At 58.6% G+C, this 16,427-nt stretch carries 14 protein-coding genes and 1 pseudogene; 8 read left to right on the forward strand and 7 right to left on the reverse strand.

The window, feature by feature from the left end:
- Positions 1-129: 129 nt before the first annotated feature.
- Positions 130-1,455 carry a histidinol dehydrogenase gene (gene hisD / locus TU86_RS04810; protein ID WP_048363167.1) on the forward strand — a complete coding sequence of 442 codons (1,326 nt, stop codon included), beginning with the start codon at positions 130-132 and terminating at the stop codon, positions 1,453-1,455.
- Between the two features lie 2 nt (positions 1,456-1,457).
- On the forward strand, positions 1,458-2,510 hold the full coding sequence (gene hisC, locus TU86_RS04815; protein ID WP_048363168.1) for a histidinol-phosphate transaminase: 1,053 nt from the start codon (positions 1,458-1,460) through the stop codon (positions 2,508-2,510).
- Between the two features lie 185 nt (positions 2,511-2,695).
- Here the strand turns inward: hisC and algW are convergent, their stop codons facing one another.
- On the reverse strand, positions 2,696-3,850 hold the full coding sequence (gene algW / locus TU86_RS04820) for a Do family serine endopeptidase AlgW (protein WP_048363169.1): 1,155 nt from the start codon (positions 3,848-3,850) through the stop codon (positions 2,696-2,698).
- A 101-nt stretch (positions 3,851-3,951) separates the two neighbouring features.
- Here algW and TU86_RS04825 point away from each other — a divergent pair, with 101 nt between their 5' ends.
- The 3 genes from TU86_RS04825 (at position 3,952) to cysN (ending at position 7,736) form a co-directional block, all read left to right on the forward strand.
- Positions 3,952-4,710: a Nif3-like dinuclear metal center hexameric protein gene (locus TU86_RS04825; RefSeq protein ID WP_048363170.1), complete on the forward strand. Its 759-nt coding sequence runs from the start codon at positions 3,952-3,954 to the stop codon at positions 4,708-4,710.
- A 200-nt stretch (positions 4,711-4,910) separates the two neighbouring features.
- Complete coding sequence (cysD, locus tag TU86_RS04830; protein WP_048363171.1) at positions 4,911-5,828, forward strand: sulfate adenylyltransferase subunit CysD; 918 nt, start codon at positions 4,911-4,913, stop codon at positions 5,826-5,828.
- Positions 5,829-5,837: 9 nt separating this feature from the next.
- Positions 5,838-7,736 carry a sulfate adenylyltransferase subunit CysN gene (gene cysN, locus TU86_RS04835; protein ID WP_048363172.1) on the forward strand — a complete coding sequence of 633 codons (1,899 nt, stop codon included), beginning with the start codon at positions 5,838-5,840 and terminating at the stop codon, positions 7,734-7,736.
- Positions 7,737-7,979: 243 nt separating this feature from the next.
- Here the strand turns inward: cysN and TU86_RS04840 are convergent, their stop codons facing one another.
- From TU86_RS04840 to TU86_RS23565, 3 genes and pseudogenes are all read right to left on the reverse strand, one after another.
- The gene (locus TU86_RS04840; protein WP_048363173.1) at positions 7,980-8,885 is read right to left on the reverse strand and encodes an acyltransferase; all 906 of its coding nucleotides are present in this window, start codon (positions 8,883-8,885) and stop codon (positions 7,980-7,982) included.
- A complete protein-coding gene (pta, locus tag TU86_RS04845) occupies positions 8,886-10,985 on the reverse strand; it encodes a phosphate acetyltransferase (protein ID WP_048363174.1) in 2,100 nt (699 codons plus the stop codon).
- 60 nt (positions 10,986-11,045) lie between these two features.
- Positions 11,046-11,393, reverse strand: a pseudogene (locus tag TU86_RS23565) (DUF3565 domain-containing protein).
- On the opposite strand from TU86_RS23565, the gene TU86_RS04850 reads away from it, so the two are divergent.
- Both TU86_RS04850 and TU86_RS04855 read left to right on the forward strand, forming a co-directional pair.
- On the forward strand, positions 11,362-11,847 hold the full coding sequence (locus TU86_RS04850) for an FKBP-type peptidyl-prolyl cis-trans isomerase (RefSeq protein ID WP_048363175.1): 486 nt from the start codon (positions 11,362-11,364) through the stop codon (positions 11,845-11,847). The pseudogene TU86_RS23565 and the gene TU86_RS04850 sit on opposite strands and share 32 nt — an antisense overlap.
- A gap of 131 nt (positions 11,848-11,978) precedes the next feature.
- Complete coding sequence (locus TU86_RS04855) at positions 11,979-12,461, forward strand: glutathione peroxidase (protein ID WP_048363176.1); 483 nt, start codon at positions 11,979-11,981, stop codon at positions 12,459-12,461.
- Here TU86_RS04855 and TU86_RS04860 read toward each other — a convergent pair.
- Both TU86_RS04860 and cysZ read right to left on the reverse strand, forming a co-directional pair.
- Complete coding sequence (locus TU86_RS04860; protein WP_048363177.1) at positions 12,458-13,672, reverse strand: glycosyltransferase family 4 protein; 1,215 nt, start codon at positions 13,670-13,672, stop codon at positions 12,458-12,460. The two genes, TU86_RS04855 and TU86_RS04860, sit on opposite strands and share 4 nt — an antisense overlap.
- 40 nt (positions 13,673-13,712) lie before the next feature.
- Positions 13,713-14,462: a sulfate transporter CysZ gene (gene cysZ / locus TU86_RS04865; protein WP_048363178.1), complete on the reverse strand. Its 750-nt coding sequence runs from the start codon at positions 14,460-14,462 to the stop codon at positions 13,713-13,715.
- A gap of 314 nt (positions 14,463-14,776) precedes the next feature.
- Between cysZ and trxB the strand changes: the two genes are divergently transcribed.
- Entirely contained in the window at positions 14,777-15,739 is a 963-nt protein-coding gene (gene trxB / locus TU86_RS04875; RefSeq protein ID WP_048363180.1) for a thioredoxin-disulfide reductase, read from the forward strand.
- Between the two features lie 117 nt (positions 15,740-15,856).
- On the opposite strand, the gene TU86_RS23570 is transcribed toward trxB, so the two are convergent.
- Entirely contained in the window at positions 15,857-16,090 is a 234-nt protein-coding gene (locus TU86_RS23570) for a hypothetical protein (RefSeq protein WP_053075983.1), read from the reverse strand.
- Between the last annotated feature and the right edge of the window lie 337 nt (positions 16,091-16,427).

Genomic DNA, 16,427 nt, shown 5'->3' on the forward strand with positions numbered 1-16,427 from the left:
AGTCGCGCCCCTCTATCCGCGTAATCGCCAGAAATCTCAGGTATCCGCGCGGATGGCTTGTTAGTCTTGCTGTGCTCGCTGTGTAACATTATGAAATCTAAGCATTCGCCAATTACCGAGGCCCTCGCTATGACCGCTCCCACTGCTATTCGTCGTCTCAACGCTGCTGACCCGGACTTCGCGCAGCATCTGGATCATTTGCTGAGCTGGGAAAGTGTGTCTGACGACTCGGTCAACCAGCGTGTGCTCGACATCATCAAGGCCGTGCGCGAGCGTGGCGATGCAGCACTGGTTGAGTTCACTGAGCGTTTCGACGGGCTGCAAGTGGCCTCGATGGCAGACTTGATCCTGCCCCGTGAACGTCTGGAACTGGCATTGACCCGTATCACGGCACCGCAGCGTGAAGCGTTGGAAAAAGCTGCACAGCGTGTACGCAGCTATCACGAAAAACAGAAACAGGATTCCTGGACCTACACCGAGGCTGACGGCACGGTGCTGGGCCAAAAAGTCACTCCGCTGGACCGCGCCGGTCTTTACGTGCCAGGCGGCAAAGCGTCGTATCCCTCGTCGGTGTTGATGAACGCAATCCCGGCCAAGGTGGCTGGCGTGGCTGAAGTGGTCATGGTGGTGCCGACCCCGCGTGGCGAAATCAACGAACTGGTGCTGGCGGCCGCGTGCATCGCGGGCGTGGACCGGGTGTTCACCATCGGTGGCGCGCAAGCGGTGGCAGCACTGGCGTATGGCACCGAAAGCGTGCCTAAAGTCGACAAAGTGGTGGGGCCGGGCAACATTTATGTTGCCACCGCCAAGCGTCACGTATTCGGCCAGGTGGGGATCGACATGATCGCCGGGCCTTCGGAAATTCTGGTGGTGTGTGATGGTCTGACCGATCCGGACTGGATCGCCATGGACCTGTTCTCCCAGGCCGAGCACGACGAAGACGCGCAAGCGATCCTGGTCAGCCCGGACGCCGAGTTCCTCGACAAGGTGGCCGCGAGTATCGCCAAGTTGCTGCCGACGATGGAGCGTGCCGAGATCATCAACACGTCGATCAATGGTCGTGGCGCGCTGATCCTGGTGAACGACATGCAGCAGGCCATCGACGTGGCCAACCGCATCGCCCCGGAACACCTGGAGTTGTCGGTGGCTGACCCGCAGGCCTGGTTGCCGCAGATTCGCCACGCGGGCGCTATTTTTATGGGCCGTCACACCTCAGAAGCGTTGGGCGATTACTGCGCAGGCCCCAACCACGTGCTGCCCACATCGGGCACCGCACGGTTTTCTTCACCGCTGGGGGTGTATGACTTCCAGAAGCGTTCCTCGATCATCTTCTGCTCCGAGCAGGGCGCGTCCGAGCTGGGCAAAACGGCATCGGTACTGGCCCGTGGCGAGTCGTTGACCGGACACGCGCGCAGTGCTGAATACCGGATCATCGCCGACGAACAGGGGCAATAAGCATGAGCAAATTCTGGAGTCCATTCGTTAAAGAACTGGTGCCTTATGTGCCGGGCGAGCAGCCGAAACTGACTCGGCTGGTCAAACTCAACACCAACGAAAATCCTTACGGCCCGTCGCCTAAAGCGCTGGCGGCGATGCGCGCTGAAATCAACGATGACCTGCGCCTGTACCCGGACCCCAACAGCGACCTGCTCAAGCAGGCGGTGGCCGAGTACTACGGGGTGCAGACTCAACAGGTCTTCCTCGGCAACGGTTCCGATGAAGTGCTGGCGCATGTCTTCAATGGCCTGTTTCAGCACGACAAACCGCTGTTGTTTCCAGACATCAGCTACAGCTTCTATCCGGTGTACTGCGGCCTTTATGGCATTGAATTCGACGCGGTGCCGCTGGATGAGCAGTTCCAGATCCAGCCTGCGGATTACGCCAAGCCTAACGGCGGGATTATTTTCCCCAACCCCAACGCCCCTACTGGCTGTTTGCTAGCGCTGGACGCCATCGAACAATTGCTTATCGCCAGCCCGGATTCCGTGGTGGTGGTGGACGAAGCCTATGTTGATTTTGGTGGCGAGACGGCCATCAGCCTGGTGGATCGTTACCCGAACCTGCTGGTGACACAAACCTTGTCCAAGTCGCGTTCGCTGGCGGGTTTGCGGGTGGGCCTGGCGGTGGGGCATCCGGATCTGATCGAGGCGCTGGAGCGGATCAAAAACAGCTTCAATTCATACCCGCTGGACCGTGTGGCCATCGCCGGGGCCGCCGCTGCGTTTGCAGATCGCGACTACTTCGAGCAAACCTGCAAGGCGGTGATCGACAGCCGTGAGCAGATGGTTGAGCAGTTGCAGGCATTGGGTTTTGAGGTGTTGCCGTCAGCGGCCAACTTCATCTTTGCCCGCCACCCGGAGCACGATGCGACTGCGCTGGCAGCAAAATTGCGTGCGCAGGGCGTGATCGTACGGCACTTCAAACAACTGCGAATTGCCCAGTTCCTGCGTATCAGCATCGGCACGCCGCAGCAGAACGCGGCGTTGATTGAAGGGTTGTCGGGTGTGTAATCGGCCAGGCTAAAACCTGTGGTTACACTGTTGCCGATCAGGCATCGCGGGGCGCGAAGCGCTCGTAAACCATTCAGCGCGGTGCCACAGAGGCATCGCAAACATCGGGTTTACGATCGTTTCGCAATCGGACGTCGACTTCGCCAAGGGCTACTCCAACCTCGGTTTCTTCGGTTATGCGGGATTTATTCCTGCTGTGGCGGCTGTTCTTGCGGTGGGCGCAAGCCTACTTCGGCCGTGAGCTTGAGCTCTTTACCGTTGCGCATGACCTGAATACTGATTTTGTCCGAAGGCTTGATTCGGGCCACTTGGTTCATCGAGCGACGCCCGTCGCTTGCCGGTGCGCCATCAATGCTCAGAATCACGTCACCCAGTTGCAGGCCTGCTTTTTGCGCAGGGCCATCGCGGAAAATACCCGCCACGACAATCCCCGGACGACCGCTCAGGCCAAATGATTCGGCCAGATCCGGGGTCAATGGTTGCACCTCAATCCCCAACCAGCCACGAATCACCTGGCCGTGTTCAATGATCGACTTCATGACTTCCATTGCCAGGTTGATCGGAATCGCAAAGCCAATGCCTTGCGAGCCGCCGGACTTGGTAAAAATAGCGGTGTTGATACCGGTCAGGTTGCCATTGGCATCCACCAGCGCGCCGCCCGAGTTGCCGGGGTTGATCGCGGCATCGGTTTGGATAAAGTCTTCGTAGTTGTTAAGACCCAGCTGGTTACGCCCGGTGGCGCTGATGATGCCCATGGTGGTGGTCTGGCCCACACCGAACGGGTTGCCGATGGCCAGGGCAATGTCACCGATACGCAGCGTGTCGGAGCGACCAATGGTGATGGCTGGCAGGTTTTTCAGGTCAATTTTGAGTACTGCCAAATCTGTTTCAGGATCGCTGCCAATGACTCGGGCCAGGGTTTCACGCCCGTCTTTGAGTGCCACCACGATCTGGTCAGCGTTCAACACCACATGGTTATTGGTCAGCAAGTAGCCTTCCGGGCTCATTAGCACGGCTGAGCCGAGGCTGGACTCCATACGCTTTTGCTTGGGTGCGTTGTTGCCGAAAAAGTGCCGGAACTGCGGGTCTTCAAACAACGGGCGGGCGTTTCGGTTCACCACCTTTGTGGTGTACAGGTTAGCCACGGCCGGTGCGGCGCGAACTACGGCATCGGCGTACGTCACCGGGCCCTGTTGCACGTAATTGGTTTGCGGCGCTTGTTGCAGATTAACGTCCAGACTCGGCAGCCCGACCCATTGCGGGTAACGCTGAATAATCAGCAAAGCGATAAGCACGCCAGCCAGCAGTGGCCAGCCAAAAAAACGCAAAGCCTTGAGCATTGAACTAAGTCCTGAAGGTTGCAGAGCCTGCATCACGGCCCATAATGGCGGCCATTATACGAGGGCTGCGCGCCTCTGAACGCTATATTTAGGAGTCTTTTATGGCTGTCGCCTTGAGCACCCTGGTTGAAGAAGCCAATCGTTACCTGAACTGTGCTGCCATCGGCGATTACTGCCCCAACGGTTTGCAGGTCGAAGGGCGGCCTCAAGTGCTGCGTATTGTCAGTGGCGTGACCGCCAGCCAGGCGTTGCTGGACGCCGCCGTTGAAGCTCAGGCGGACTTGGTGCTGGTGCATCACGGTTACTTCTGGAAGGGTGAAGACCCGTGCATCACGGGCATGAAGCAGCGTCGCCTCAAAACGTTACTCAAACACGACATCAGCCTGCTGGCCTATCACTTGCCGTTGGACGTGCACCCTGAGGTGGGCAATAACGTGCAGCTGGCCCGGCAACTGGACATTACCGTCGAAGGCCCGCTGGACCCCGCCAATGCCAAAGTGGTGGGGTTGGTCGGGTCGCTGGCGGAACCGGTGACTGCGCGTGATTTTGCCCGTCGGGTGCAAGAAGCTCTGGGCCGCGAACCGCTGCTGATTGAAGGCAGCGACATGATCCGTCGCGTGGGTTGGTGCACGGGCGGTGGCCAGGGTTACATCGATCAAGCCGTGCTGGCCGGTGTCGATTTGTACCTCAGTGGCGAAGCGTCGGAGCAGACCTTCCACAGTGCGCGCGAAAACGACATCAGTTTTATTGCCGCCGGGCATCATGCCACCGAGCGGTATGGCGTACAGGCATTGGGCGATTACCTGGCCCGACGCTTTGCCCTTGAGCACCTGTTCATCGATTGCCCTAACCCTATCTGAAACGACCCCGCAGGCTGCGATCTTTCAATTGTTCGCAGCCTGCGGCGGCTCCTGCGAGTAATCAATCGGGCAAACTCCGCGATCTATTCTTAGACGTTTTCGATCTAGTCGGCGCCCTCTATATAAGAGGGCGCTGTGCTAGCATTCTGAGCTCGAACACGGCCCGCAGGCCGTTCATAAGATAGCTTTCGTGAGTAGCCATGGTCGACAAACTGACGCACCTGAAACAGCTGGAGGCGGAAAGCATCCACATCATCCGCGAGGTGGCCGCCGAGTTCGATAACCCGGTCATGCTGTACTCGATCGGTAAAGATTCCGCCGTGATGCTGCACCTTGCGCGCAAGGCATTTTTCCCTGGCAAGCTGCCGTTTCCGGTGATGCATGTAGACACGCAGTGGAAATTCCAGGAGATGTACCGCTTTCGCGACAAGATGGTTGCCGAGCTGGGCCTGGACTTGATCACCCACGTCAACCCGGACGGCGTGGCACAGGGCATCAACCCTTTCACCCACGGCAGTGCCAAGCACACCGACATCATGAAAACCGAGGGTCTCAAGCAGGCGCTCGACAAATATGGTTTTGATGCCGCATTCGGTGGCGCCCGCCGCGACGAAGAGAAGTCCCGCGCCAAAGAGCGCGTGTATTCATTCCGCGACAGCAAACACCGTTGGGACCCGAAAAACCAGCGTCCAGAGTTGTGGAACGTGTACAACGGCAACGTCAACAAGGGCGAATCGATCCGCGTGTTCCCGTTGTCGAACTGGACCGAACTCGACATCTGGCAGTACATCTACCTCGAAGGCATCCCGATTGTGCCGCTGTACTTCGCCGCCGAGCGTGAAGTGATCGAGAAGAACGGCACGCTGATCATGATTGACGACGAGCGCATCCTTGAGCACCTGTCTGACGAAGACAAAGCGCGCATCGTCAAGAAAAAGGTCCGTTTCCGCACGCTGGGTTGCTACCCGCTGACCGGCGCGGTGGAATCGGAGGCTGAAACCCTGACCGACATCATCCAGGAAATGCTCCTGACGCGAACTTCCGAGCGCCAGGGCCGGGTCATCGATCACGATGGCGCAGGCTCAATGGAAGATAAAAAACGTCAAGGTTATTTCTAAGGGGTTGTCATGTCGCACGTATCTGATTTGATCAGCGAGGACATCCTCGCCTACCTGGGCCAGCATGAGCGCAAAGAGATGTTGCGTTTTCTGACCTGCGGCAACGTCGACGACGGCAAGAGCACCCTGATCGGGCGCCTGCTGCACGACTCCAAGATGATCTACGAAGATCACCTGGAAGCCATCACCCGCGATTCGAAAAAAAGCGGCACCACGGGCGATGATATCGACCTGGCGCTGCTGGTGGACGGCCTGCAAGCCGAGCGCGAGCAGGGCATCACCATTGATGTGGCGTATCGCTACTTTTCCACGGCCAAGCGCAAATTCATCATCGCCGACACCCCGGGTCACGAGCAGTACACCCGCAACATGGCCACCGGTGCGTCGACCTGCGATTTGGCCATCATTTTGGTGGATGCCCGTTATGGCGTGCAGACCCAGACCCGTCGCCACAGCTTTATCGCCTCGCTGCTGGGCATCAAACACATCGTGGTGGCCATCAACAAAATGGACATCAACGGGTTTGATCAAAGCGTATTTGAGTCGATCAAGACCGACTACCTGGCGTTCGCTGAAGGCATGAAGGTCGAGCCCACGAGCTTGTACTTCGTGCCGATGTCAGCCCTTAAAGGCGACAACGTCGTAAACAAAAGCGAGCGCTCGCCGTGGTACACCGGGCAGTCGCTGATGGAAATTCTTGAAACCGTGGAAATCGCGGCGGACCGCAACCTCACTGACCTGCGCTTCCCGGTGCAATACGTGAACCGTCCGAACCTGAACTTCCGTGGCTTCGCTGGCACCCTGGCCAGTGGCATCGTGCGCAAGGGCGACGAGGTGGTGGTGCTGCCGTCGGGCAAGAGCAGCCGTGTCAAATCCATTGTTACCTTTGAAGGCGAGCTGGAACACGCAGGCCCTGGGCAAGCAATCACGCTGACCATGGAAGATGAGATCGACATCTCCCGTGGCGACCTGCTGGTGCATGCCGACAACGTTCCGCCGGTGACTGACAGCTTCGAAGCCATGCTGGTATGGATGGCCGAAGAGCCGATGCTGCCGGGCAAGAAGTATGACATCAAGCGCGCGACCAGCTATGTACCGGGTTCCATTGCCAGCATCGTCAACAAAGTCGACGTGAACACGCTGCAAGAAGGTCCGGCCAGCGCCTTGCAGTTGAACGAGATCGGCAAGGTCAAGATCAGCCTCGATGCACCGATTGCGCTGGACGGTTACGAAAGCAACCGCACCACGGGTTCGTTCATCATCATTGACCGCCTGACCAATGGCACCGTGGGCGCAGGTATGATCGTTGCCCAGCCGGTGAGTCATGGCGGCACCGGCCATCATGGCGAGCTGGCGCATGTGACCACTCAAGAACGTGCGCAACGTTTTGGTCAGCAACCGGCCACGGTGTTGTTCAGCGGCTTGTCGGGCGCAGGCAAAAGCACCTTGGCCTATGCGGTTGAGCGCAAATTGTTCGACATGGGCCGTGCGGTGTTTGTGCTGGACGGTCAAAACCTGCGGCATGACCTGAACAAAGGTTTGCCTCAGGACCGTGCTGGACGCACAGAAAACTGGCGCCGCGCCGCGCATGTGGCGCGTCAGTTCAACGAAGCCGGCTTGCTGACACTGGCGGCGTTTGTGGCGCCGGATGCGCAAGGCCGTGAGCAGGCCAAAGCGTTGATCGGGGATGAGCGTTTAATTACCGTGTATGTGCAGGCATCACCAGCGGTCTGCGCCGAACGTGATCCGCAGGGCTTGTACGCGGCGGGCGGCGATAACATTCCGGGTGATTCCTTCCCGTATGACGTGCCGTTAAATGCAGACCTGGTGGTAAACACCCAGGCGCTGACGGTCGATGAAGGCGTGAAGTTAGTGCTGGACCTGTTGCGTCAACGCGGCGCGATATAAGCCGTATCAAAAAGCCCGCCACCGAGTGATCGGTGGCGGGCTTTTTATTGGATAACGGCTTCTCCCTCACCCCAACCCTCTCCCAAAGGGAGAGGGAGCTTAATCGCGGTGTTGCGTAAAACGTGAACCTCCCCGATCAGTCCCACTCTCTCTGTGGGGGAAGGGTGGTGCATTTCCCCCAATCAGTCCCCTCTCCCTCTGGGAGAGGGTTAGGGTAAGGGGCTTTTGAGCGGTGGCAGCGAGTCAGACCTTTGGGTACTCGTGGTGCAATTGGTCCAGCTGCCGGTCCTTGTCTTCCCACAACTGATTGATCCAGCCCTGAAACGCCAGCTTGTACTCAGCGTCCTGATCGTAGTTCCTGCCAATAAACTCAGCTGGAATGGGCAACTCTTCGAACACCACCACCACCTCGCGCACATTACCGCACAGTAAATCCCAATAACCCGGACGCCCTCCAGGATAGTGGATCGTCACGTTGACGATGGATTTGAGCTGCTCCCCCATCGCATCCAGCACAAAGGCAATCCCGCCGGCCTTGGGCTTGAGCAGGTAGCGAAACGGTGATTGCTGCTGCGCATGCTTGGCCTCGGTAAAGCGGGTGCCTTCAACAAAGTTGAAAATACCCACCGGCTGGTTTTTGAACTTCGCACAGGTTTTACGCGTGGTCGCCAGGTCGGCGCCTTTTTTCTCCGGGTGCTTGGCCAGATAAGCCTTGGAGTAGCGCTTCATGAACGGGAAACCCAGCGCCCACCAGGCCAGACCAATGACCGGCACCCAGATCAGTTCTTGCTTGAGGAAGAACTTGAGCGGGCGAATACGTTTGTTGAGCACGTATTGCAGCACCATGATGTCAACCCAGCTCTGGTGGTTGCTGGTCACCAGGTAAGAGTGCTCGTAATCAAGCCCCTCCAGCCCTTTGATGTGCCAGCGTGTCTTGCGCAGCAGGTTCATCCAGCGCTGGTTGTTGCTGACCCACGCTTCGTGGATACGACGCATCAACTCGTCGGTGACCCGTTGCGCGGCCGGGAAGGGTAGGCACAGTTTAAAAATGGCCACCACGAATAACGGCGTGCAGCACACGATGGTGTTGATCGCCAACAGCAGTGAAGCAATGACGCCGCGTAACGGCGCAGGCAGGAAATCCAGCATTTACACATCCATAGGTCGGTTGGCGGCTTGGATCGCCGTGAGGGCGATGGTGTAGACGATATCGTCCACTTGGGCGCCGCGTGGCAGGTCATTCACCGGTTTACGCAACCCTTGCAGCATAGGGCCAAGGCTGACGCAATCGGCGCTGCGTTGCACGGCTTTGTGCGTGGTGTTGCCGGTGTTCAGGTCCGGGAACACAAAGACCGTCGCGCGGCCCGCCACCTGGCTGTTGGGGGCCAATTGTCTGGCCACACTTTCGTTGGCCGCCGCGTCGTATTGCAACGGGCCATCAATCAACAGCGCATGTTGCGCTTCGTGAGCGAGAAGGGTGGCTTCGCGGACTTTTTCGACTTCTTCACCGCTGGCCGAATCGCCACTGGAGTAACTGATCATCGCCACGCGAGGCGTGATGCCAAATGCGGCCGCCGAGTCGGCACTTTGCAGAGCGATTTCGGCCAGTTCGGTGGCAGACGGGTGCGGGTTCATCACGCAGTCGCCATACACCAGCACTTGCTCGGGGAAGAGCATGAAGAACACGGAGGACACCAGCGTGCACCCCGGCGCCGTTTTGATCAGTTGCAAGGCCGGGCGGATGGTGTTGGCGGTGGAGTGAATCACCCCCGACACCAGTCCGTCCACTTCGTCCAGCGCCAGCATCATGGTGCCGATCACCACCGGGTCTTCCAGTTGCTGCTCGGCCATCGGCGCGTTGATGCTTTTGGTTTTGCGCAGCGCCACCATCGGCTCGACGTAACGCCCGCGAATGACGTCAGGGTCGAGAATCTCCAACCCCTCAGGCAGCTCAAACCCGTGGGCCTTGGCCACGGCGTGCACCTCTTCAGGCTTGGCCAGCAGCACACAGCGGGCGATGCCGCGAGCGTGACAGATGGCCGCCGCCTGCACGGTCAGCGGTTCGCTGCCTTCGGGCAACACGATGCGTTTGTTCGCCTGCTGGGCGCGCTGTATCAACTGATAACGGAAGACAGCAGGTGTGAGGCGCATTTCCCGAGGCGTACCGCAGCGCTGGTGCAACCATTTGGCGTCGAGGTGGCTGGCGACGAAATCAGTGATGATTTGCGCACGTTCGCGGTCATCGATGGGGATTTCTTTGTTCAGGTTGTTCAGGCGATTGGCCGTGTCGTACGAGCCGGTGCTCACTGACAGCACAGGCAGCCCGGCTTGCAGGGCGCCGCGACACAGCTCCATCAGGCGCGGGTCGGGTTGGGTGTCACTGGTCAGCAGCAGGCCGGCCAGCGGCACGCCATTCATCGCGGCCAGGCTGACGGCGAGAATGATGTCGTCGCGGTCGCCCGGGGTGACCACCAGCACGCCAGGCTTGAGCAGTTGCAGCGTATTGAGCACGGTACGGGCGCACAAAATGATTTTCGACATGCGCCGGGTTTCATAGTCCCCGGCGTTCAGCACCTGGGCGCCGAGCAAATCTGCCACGTCGCGGGTACGCGGTGCGTTGAGTTCCGGTTGATAGGGTATACAACCCAGCAGTTTGAAGTCACCGGAGCGCAGCAAAGGCGAATGCTCTTTGAGCCGTGCAGCGAAGTCTTCCATGCTTTCGTCAGTGCGCACCTTGTTCAGGATCACGCCCAGCACTTTCGGGTCTTTGGGGCCGCCAAACAGTTGAGCCTGTAGTTCAACGCGCCCGGAGAGTTCAGTCAGGACTTCGTTTTCCGGGGCCGAGACCAGAATCACTTCAGCATCCAGGCTTTTGGCCAGGTGCAGGTTGACCCGTGCGGCGTAGCTGGCGCTGCGGGTGGGCACCATGCCCTCGACGATCAGCACATCTTTGCCAATCGCGGCCTCTTGATACAGGCGGATGATTTCTTCAAGCAACTCATCGAGCTGGCCGTCGCCGAGCATCCGCTCAACGTGCGCCAGCCCCAAGGGTTTGGGTGGCTTCAGACCGTGAGTGCGGGCCATCAGCTCGGTCGAGCGCTCAGGGCCCAGATCGCCTGGGTGCGGCTGGGCAATCGGTTTGAAAAAGCCGACTTTCAAGCCGGCGCGTTCAAGGGTGCGCACCAGACCGAGGCTGATAGAAGTCAGGCCCACACCAAAATCAGTGGGGGCGATAAAGAAAGTTTGCATGCGAGCTTCCTGACGTGAGCAGTGCAAGGGCACACCCGCCGAGCGGGTCATGTGCCTGAATCAATTGCCAAGATTAGCGCTATCCGCCCCTTGAGCACACCAGCCACAGGCAAAGGGCTGACCTATTTTTGCGCGCCGTTGCTCGGGGTCAAGCACCCAGGCGCGCGATTGCCAGGGCGGTTGATGACGATGGTGCTGGGTGTGGCCACAAGACAGCACGGCCACCCAATGCGCCTCCTCATCCTGTCGCCAACCAATGATTATTGAGCTTTTCAAAATTATCCGTTGGTCTTGGTTGTGTTTCGTTGTGTTCGCTTTCGTGCGTTTGCTTGGTTAAACTTGCGCACTCTTTATTTTCTGCAAAAGGTCTCGCCCCATGACGATCGCCGCCAACAAGGCTGTCTCCATCGACTATACCCTGACCAACGACGCTGGTGAGGTCATCGACAGCTCCGCCGGTGGCGCGCCACTGGTTTACCTGCAAGGCGCAGGTAACATCATCCCGGGTCTGGAAAAGGCGCTGGAAGGCAAGGCAGTCGGTGACGAGCTGGAAGTTGCCGTAGAGCCAGAAGACGCTTACGGCGAGTACTCCGCTGAACTGGTCAGCACGTTGAGCCGCAGCATGTTCGAAGGCGTTGACGAACTGGAAGTCGGCATGCAGTTCCACGCTTCCGCGCCGGACGGCCAAATGCAGATCGTGACCATTCGTGATCTGGACGGCGACGACGTGACCGTTGATGGCAACCACCCATTGGCCGGTCAACGCCTGAACTTCAAAGTGAAGGTTGTGGCCATTCGTGACGCGAGTGAAGAAGAAGTTGCTCACGGCCACGTACACGGTGAAGGCGGTCATCAGCACTGATAATGGCTGCTAAGCTCACCTGAGCTAGCCAGGAAAGGGCGCCTACGGGCGCCTTTTTCATCTTTAAAGCGTAGGGCAATTGGCTTTTGAGCGGTTGTCTGAACCTGGTCCCGAGATTTTTGGAGTCCGTCATGAGTGCCTTTCACGAACTTACCCTCGACGCGCTGGACGGCAAGCCGCTGCCACTGGAAACCCTCAAGGGCAAGGTGGTGCTGGTGGTGAACGTCGCCTCTAAATGTGGTTTGACCCCACAGTACGCGGCGCTGGAAAACATCTATCAGCAGTACAAGGATCAAGGTTTCAGCATTTTGGGCGTGCCGTGCAATCAATTCGCGGGACAAGAGCCTGGCACAGACGAGGAAATCCAGTCCTTTTGCAGCCTCAACTACGGCGTGACCTTCGATCTGAGCGGCAAAATGAACGTCAACGATCCTGATCGTCATCAGTTGTATCGCTTGTTGGCAGGCGAGGGCGCTGAGTTCCCGGGGGACATTACCTGGAACTTCGAGAAATTCCTGCTGGGTCAGGACGGTCGCGTATTGGCGCGTTTTTCGCCGCGCACCGCTCCAGACGATGCCGCAGTGATTCAGGCGATTGAAAAAGCGTTGAGTTAACGCTTTTTCACCGGTACGGAGATGGGGATGGCCTCTGCGCAGGTTTCAGCGCGACAGGCGTTGTGCAGCACCCCTTCGAACTGCCTGATGATGTTTGGCCAGCCATGACGACTGGCATGCTGACGCGCATTCAGACGAATGGTGCGCAGCGTCTCAGGGTCATCCAGCAGCCAGCTTGCGGCTTCGATCCACGCGTGCTCGTCCCCGGTCATGGCCAGTACGCCGTTATAGCCATGACGGATATGCAACCCCGCTGCCGCCTCGTCATACGCCACCACGCCTAAACCTGATGCCAGGGCTTCGAGCACAACGTTGCCGAAGGTTTCGGTCATGCTCGGAAACAAGAACACGTCACTACTGGCGTAGTGACTGGCCAGCGTTTCTCCCGTCTGCACACCACAAAAAATAGCCTCGGGCAGCGAGGCTTCGAGGGCCGCCCGTTTGGGGCCTTCCCCGACAATGATCAACGTGAGCCGTCGCGCCGGGTAACGGGCTTGCAGTGCCTGCAAGCAGCGCTTGAGGGCTGTGAGGTTTTTTTCCGGCGCCAGGCGGCCCACGTGCAGCAAGGCAATGTCGTCTTCACGCAGGCCCCAGTGTTGACGCAAGGTGTTCTGGCGTTTGGCCGGGTTGAACAGGCGGCTGTCAACACCACGGGTCAGCAGTTGCAGGCGCTCGAAGTGCCGGCGTTGCAGTTCCAGACGCTGGCTGGTGCTGGGTACCAGCGTCAGCGCCGAACGGTTGTGAAACCAGCGCAAATAGTGGGTCAAGGCGCGGGTAATAAGCCCCCAACCGTACTGGCTGGAGTACTGCTGGAAATTGGTGTGAAAGCCACTGACCACCGCAATCCCCAAACGCCTGGCCACTCGCAACGCGCACAGCCCCAGCGGCCCTTCGGTGGCGATGTACACCACGTCCGGGCGCTGTTGCTGCCAGCGTTTGCTCAAGCGATGGATTGAAGTCATGCCCCATTGCAGGGTGGGATAGCCCGGTATTGGCCAACCGCGGCACAGCATCAATTGATCGGTGCTGTGTTGATGGCCATCCCCGCTTTGGCGCGGGCGCACCAGTTCCACGTGATGATTGAGTGCACATAAACCTTCATATAAATGGCCAAGGGTATTGGCCACGCCATTGATCTCGGGTGGGAAGGTTTCTGTGACGAGGGCGATATGAAGGGCAGTGGTCATGACCCCAGTGTCGGGTAGGGCCATGACGTCGATGTGTCACGCTGATGATGGATTTATGAAACGTTCAGCGGCTTTTGAGGGCGTCTTCGCCGCGTTCACGCACCCAAAACAGGGTAGCGCCTGCGACAGCGGCGGGCATCATCAGCACGTTGACCAGCGGAATCAGCAGTACGAGATAGACGATCCCGCCAAAACTCATGCTCTGCCAGCGTTTTTCACGCAGCCAGGCGAGCATCTCGTTCCAGCCCAGTTTGTGGTTATCCGCCGGGTAATCGATGTACTGAATGGCCATCATCCAGATCCCGAAAATCAGCCACAGCGGTGCGGCGATCAGGTTCAGCACCGGAATAAACGACAGGATCAACAAGGCAATGGCGCGGGGCAGAAAATACCCCAGTTTGCGCATTTCTCGCGCCAGGGTGCGCGGCACCATGGCGATCAGCTCGCCCCAACTGAACGCCGGGAAGTCATCCGTGCCGCGCACCACCACCTCAACCTTCTCTGAGAGAAAACCGTTGAAGGGTGCAGCAATGATATTGGCGAGCAGGGTGAAGGTAAAAAACACCATCAATGCCACCAGCACCACGAACAACGGCCACAGCAGGTAATTGAGAAAACTCAGCCAGTTAGGCAGCGCGGGCATCAGGGTATTCACCCATAGGCTGAACTGATGCCCTGCGAAATAAATCAAGCCGACGAACAGCACCAGGTTGATCAGCAATGGCAGCAATACAAACAGGCGCAGGCCGGGGGTGAGCACCAGCTTGAGACCCTCACGCAGGTAGTGCGGGCCGCAAAGAACAGGGGCGGGCATAGTTGTACTCCGAGCAATGAGAAAACGGGGCGACCTTAGCGGCTTTATGAATGGCGTGAAAGCCTTGGATCAGGATCGACAATAACTGTTACAAAGGCGGCCTCAGACGGCTGCGGTCTCATTGAGACCTGCTATGAGCTGGATTGTTAAAGCGTATTTCCTTAATCTCTGCCACCTCGATACGCTGCACCCACATTTTTTCAGGATCGATGCGTTTCAGGTCTAGCCTGTACTGCTTTGCGATCCTTTTATATTCCAGCCGCTCAAACGGCGTTCCGACCCGATTTCGACGCGGGCGGTCATAGGAGTGAGTCATGTCTGAAGTACGTCATTCGCGAGTGATTATTCTGGGTTCCGGCCCTGCCGGTTACAGCGCTGCTGTGTACGCGGCCCGCGCCAACCTCAAGCCACTGCTGATTACGGGCATGCAGGCAGGCGGTCAATTGACCACCACCACTGAGGTCGACAACTGGCCGGGTGATGTTCACGGCCTGACCGGTCCGGCGCTGATGGAGCGTATGCGTGAGCACGCCGAGCGTTTTGAAACCGAGATCGTGTTCGACCACATCAACGAAGTGGACCTGAAAAACAAGCCGTTCACCCTCAAGGGCGACAGCGGTACTTTCACCTGTGACGCCCTGATCATCGCTACCGGCGCCAGCGCCCGTTACCTGGGCTTGCCGTCTGAAGAAACCTTCATGGGCAAAGGCGTCTCGGCGTGCGCGACCTGCGATGGCTTCTTCTATCGCAACAAGCCGGTGGCTGTGGTCGGTGGCGGCAATACTGCCGTTGAAGAAGCCCTGTACCTGGCCAACATCGCCAGCAAAGTAACGCTGGTTCACCGCCGCGAAACCTTCCGTGCCGAGAAAATCCTGATCGACAAGCTCAATGCCCGTGTGGCGGAAGGCAAAATCGAACTCAAGCTGAACGCGACCCTGGATGAAGTGCTGGGCGACAACATGGGCGTGACCGGTGCGCGCTTGAAAAACAATGACGGCAGCTTCGACGAAATCACCGTCGACGGCGTGTTTATCGCCATCGGCCACACCCCGAACACCTCGTTGTTCGAAGGCCAACTGGCGCTTAAAGACGGCTACATGGTTGTGCAGGGCGGCCGCGAAGGCAACGCCACCGCCACCAGCATCGAAGGCGTGTTTGCTGCCGGTGACGTGGCCGATCACGTCTACCGTCAAGCCATCACCTCGGCCGGTGCCGGCTGCATGGCTGCACTGGACGCGGAGCGCTACCTGGACGGCTTGCAGAACGCTGAGTTCTGATACACCGCTTGACCCGAAGGGCACCGTGACTGTTTAGTCCTGCGTGGCCCGGTTCACACCAATGCCCGTATCGAACGATACGGGCATTTTTTTGTGCGCATTTTTGCTTGTCCCTGCTCACCCTCCATCCGACGCGTCAGGTTCTGCTCGATACACTTCGGCAAAAATGTCGGTGATGTCGCGCTGTGGTGAGCGTTGCTTCAAGGCCCTGACGTTGGCGCTTAAACGCAACAGGTCGTGGCTGGGTGTGGCCCTGTGTTCGGGTGGCAAGGGTTTCGACCATTCGCGCATGGCCTGTGGCAGGGCGCGGCGGCCGACTTTGGCGATGCGTTTGATTTCCCATTCGACCAAACGGTTGGGCAGCGTTCAGAACGTCATGACGTGATAGACGTACCAGAAAACGCGTACACCCAACCCACCTCCTTCTCACGCCAACGACGGTGCATGGCGGCATGGGCATTGCGGAGCGCAGCCCTTCGTGAGGCGGATCGTCAGGGCCTTGAAGTTCCAGCGGGTCTTGAAGGGCTTTGGGATCGTGCCGCTCGTACTCCATGTAACCGAGCCTCCCAATGAGCGATGGATTAAAACGAATGCGGTGGGTGTGCCAGCCCCGTTGGCCTTGTTCATCCAAAGACCACAACCTGATCTCAAACAGCCGTGTTGATGCGTTCGGGATGGCGCGGATAGC

This window comes from Pseudomonas weihenstephanensis (assembly GCF_001043055.1).
Classification (GTDB): domain Bacteria; phylum Pseudomonadota; class Gammaproteobacteria; order Pseudomonadales; family Pseudomonadaceae; genus Aquipseudomonas; species Aquipseudomonas weihenstephanensis.

Coding starts and splice junctions, on each gene's coding strand:
- TU86_RS04825 (WP_048363170.1), top strand. CDS start 3,952: ATGGCTGTCGCCTTGAGCACCCTGGTTGAAGAAGCCAATCGTTACCTG.
- TU86_RS04840 (WP_048363173.1), bottom strand. CDS start 8,885: ATGCTGGATTTCCTGCCTGCGCCGTTACGCGGCGTCATTGCTTCACTG.
- hisC (WP_048363168.1), top strand. CDS start 1,458: ATGAGCAAATTCTGGAGTCCATTCGTTAAAGAACTGGTGCCTTATGTG.
- pta (WP_048363174.1), bottom strand. CDS start 10,985: ATGCAAACTTTCTTTATCGCCCCCACTGATTTTGGTGTGGGCCTGACT.
- hisD (WP_048363167.1), top strand. CDS start 130: ATGACCGCTCCCACTGCTATTCGTCGTCTCAACGCTGCTGACCCGGAC.
- TU86_RS04855 (WP_048363176.1), top strand. CDS start 11,979: ATGAGTGCCTTTCACGAACTTACCCTCGACGCGCTGGACGGCAAGCCG.
- cysN (WP_048363172.1), top strand. CDS start 5,838: ATGTCGCACGTATCTGATTTGATCAGCGAGGACATCCTCGCCTACCTG.
- trxB (WP_048363180.1), top strand. CDS start 14,777: ATGTCTGAAGTACGTCATTCGCGAGTGATTATTCTGGGTTCCGGCCCT.
- cysD (WP_048363171.1), top strand. CDS start 4,911: ATGGTCGACAAACTGACGCACCTGAAACAGCTGGAGGCGGAAAGCATC.
- TU86_RS04850 (WP_048363175.1), top strand. CDS start 11,362: ATGACGATCGCCGCCAACAAGGCTGTCTCCATCGACTATACCCTGACC.
- TU86_RS04860 (WP_048363177.1), bottom strand. CDS start 13,672: ATGGCCCTACCCGACACTGGGGTCATGACCACTGCCCTTCATATCGCC.
- cysZ (WP_048363178.1), bottom strand. CDS start 14,462: ATGCCCGCCCCTGTTCTTTGCGGCCCGCACTACCTGCGTGAGGGTCTC.
- algW (WP_048363169.1), bottom strand. CDS start 3,850: ATGCTCAAGGCTTTGCGTTTTTTTGGCTGGCCACTGCTGGCTGGCGTG.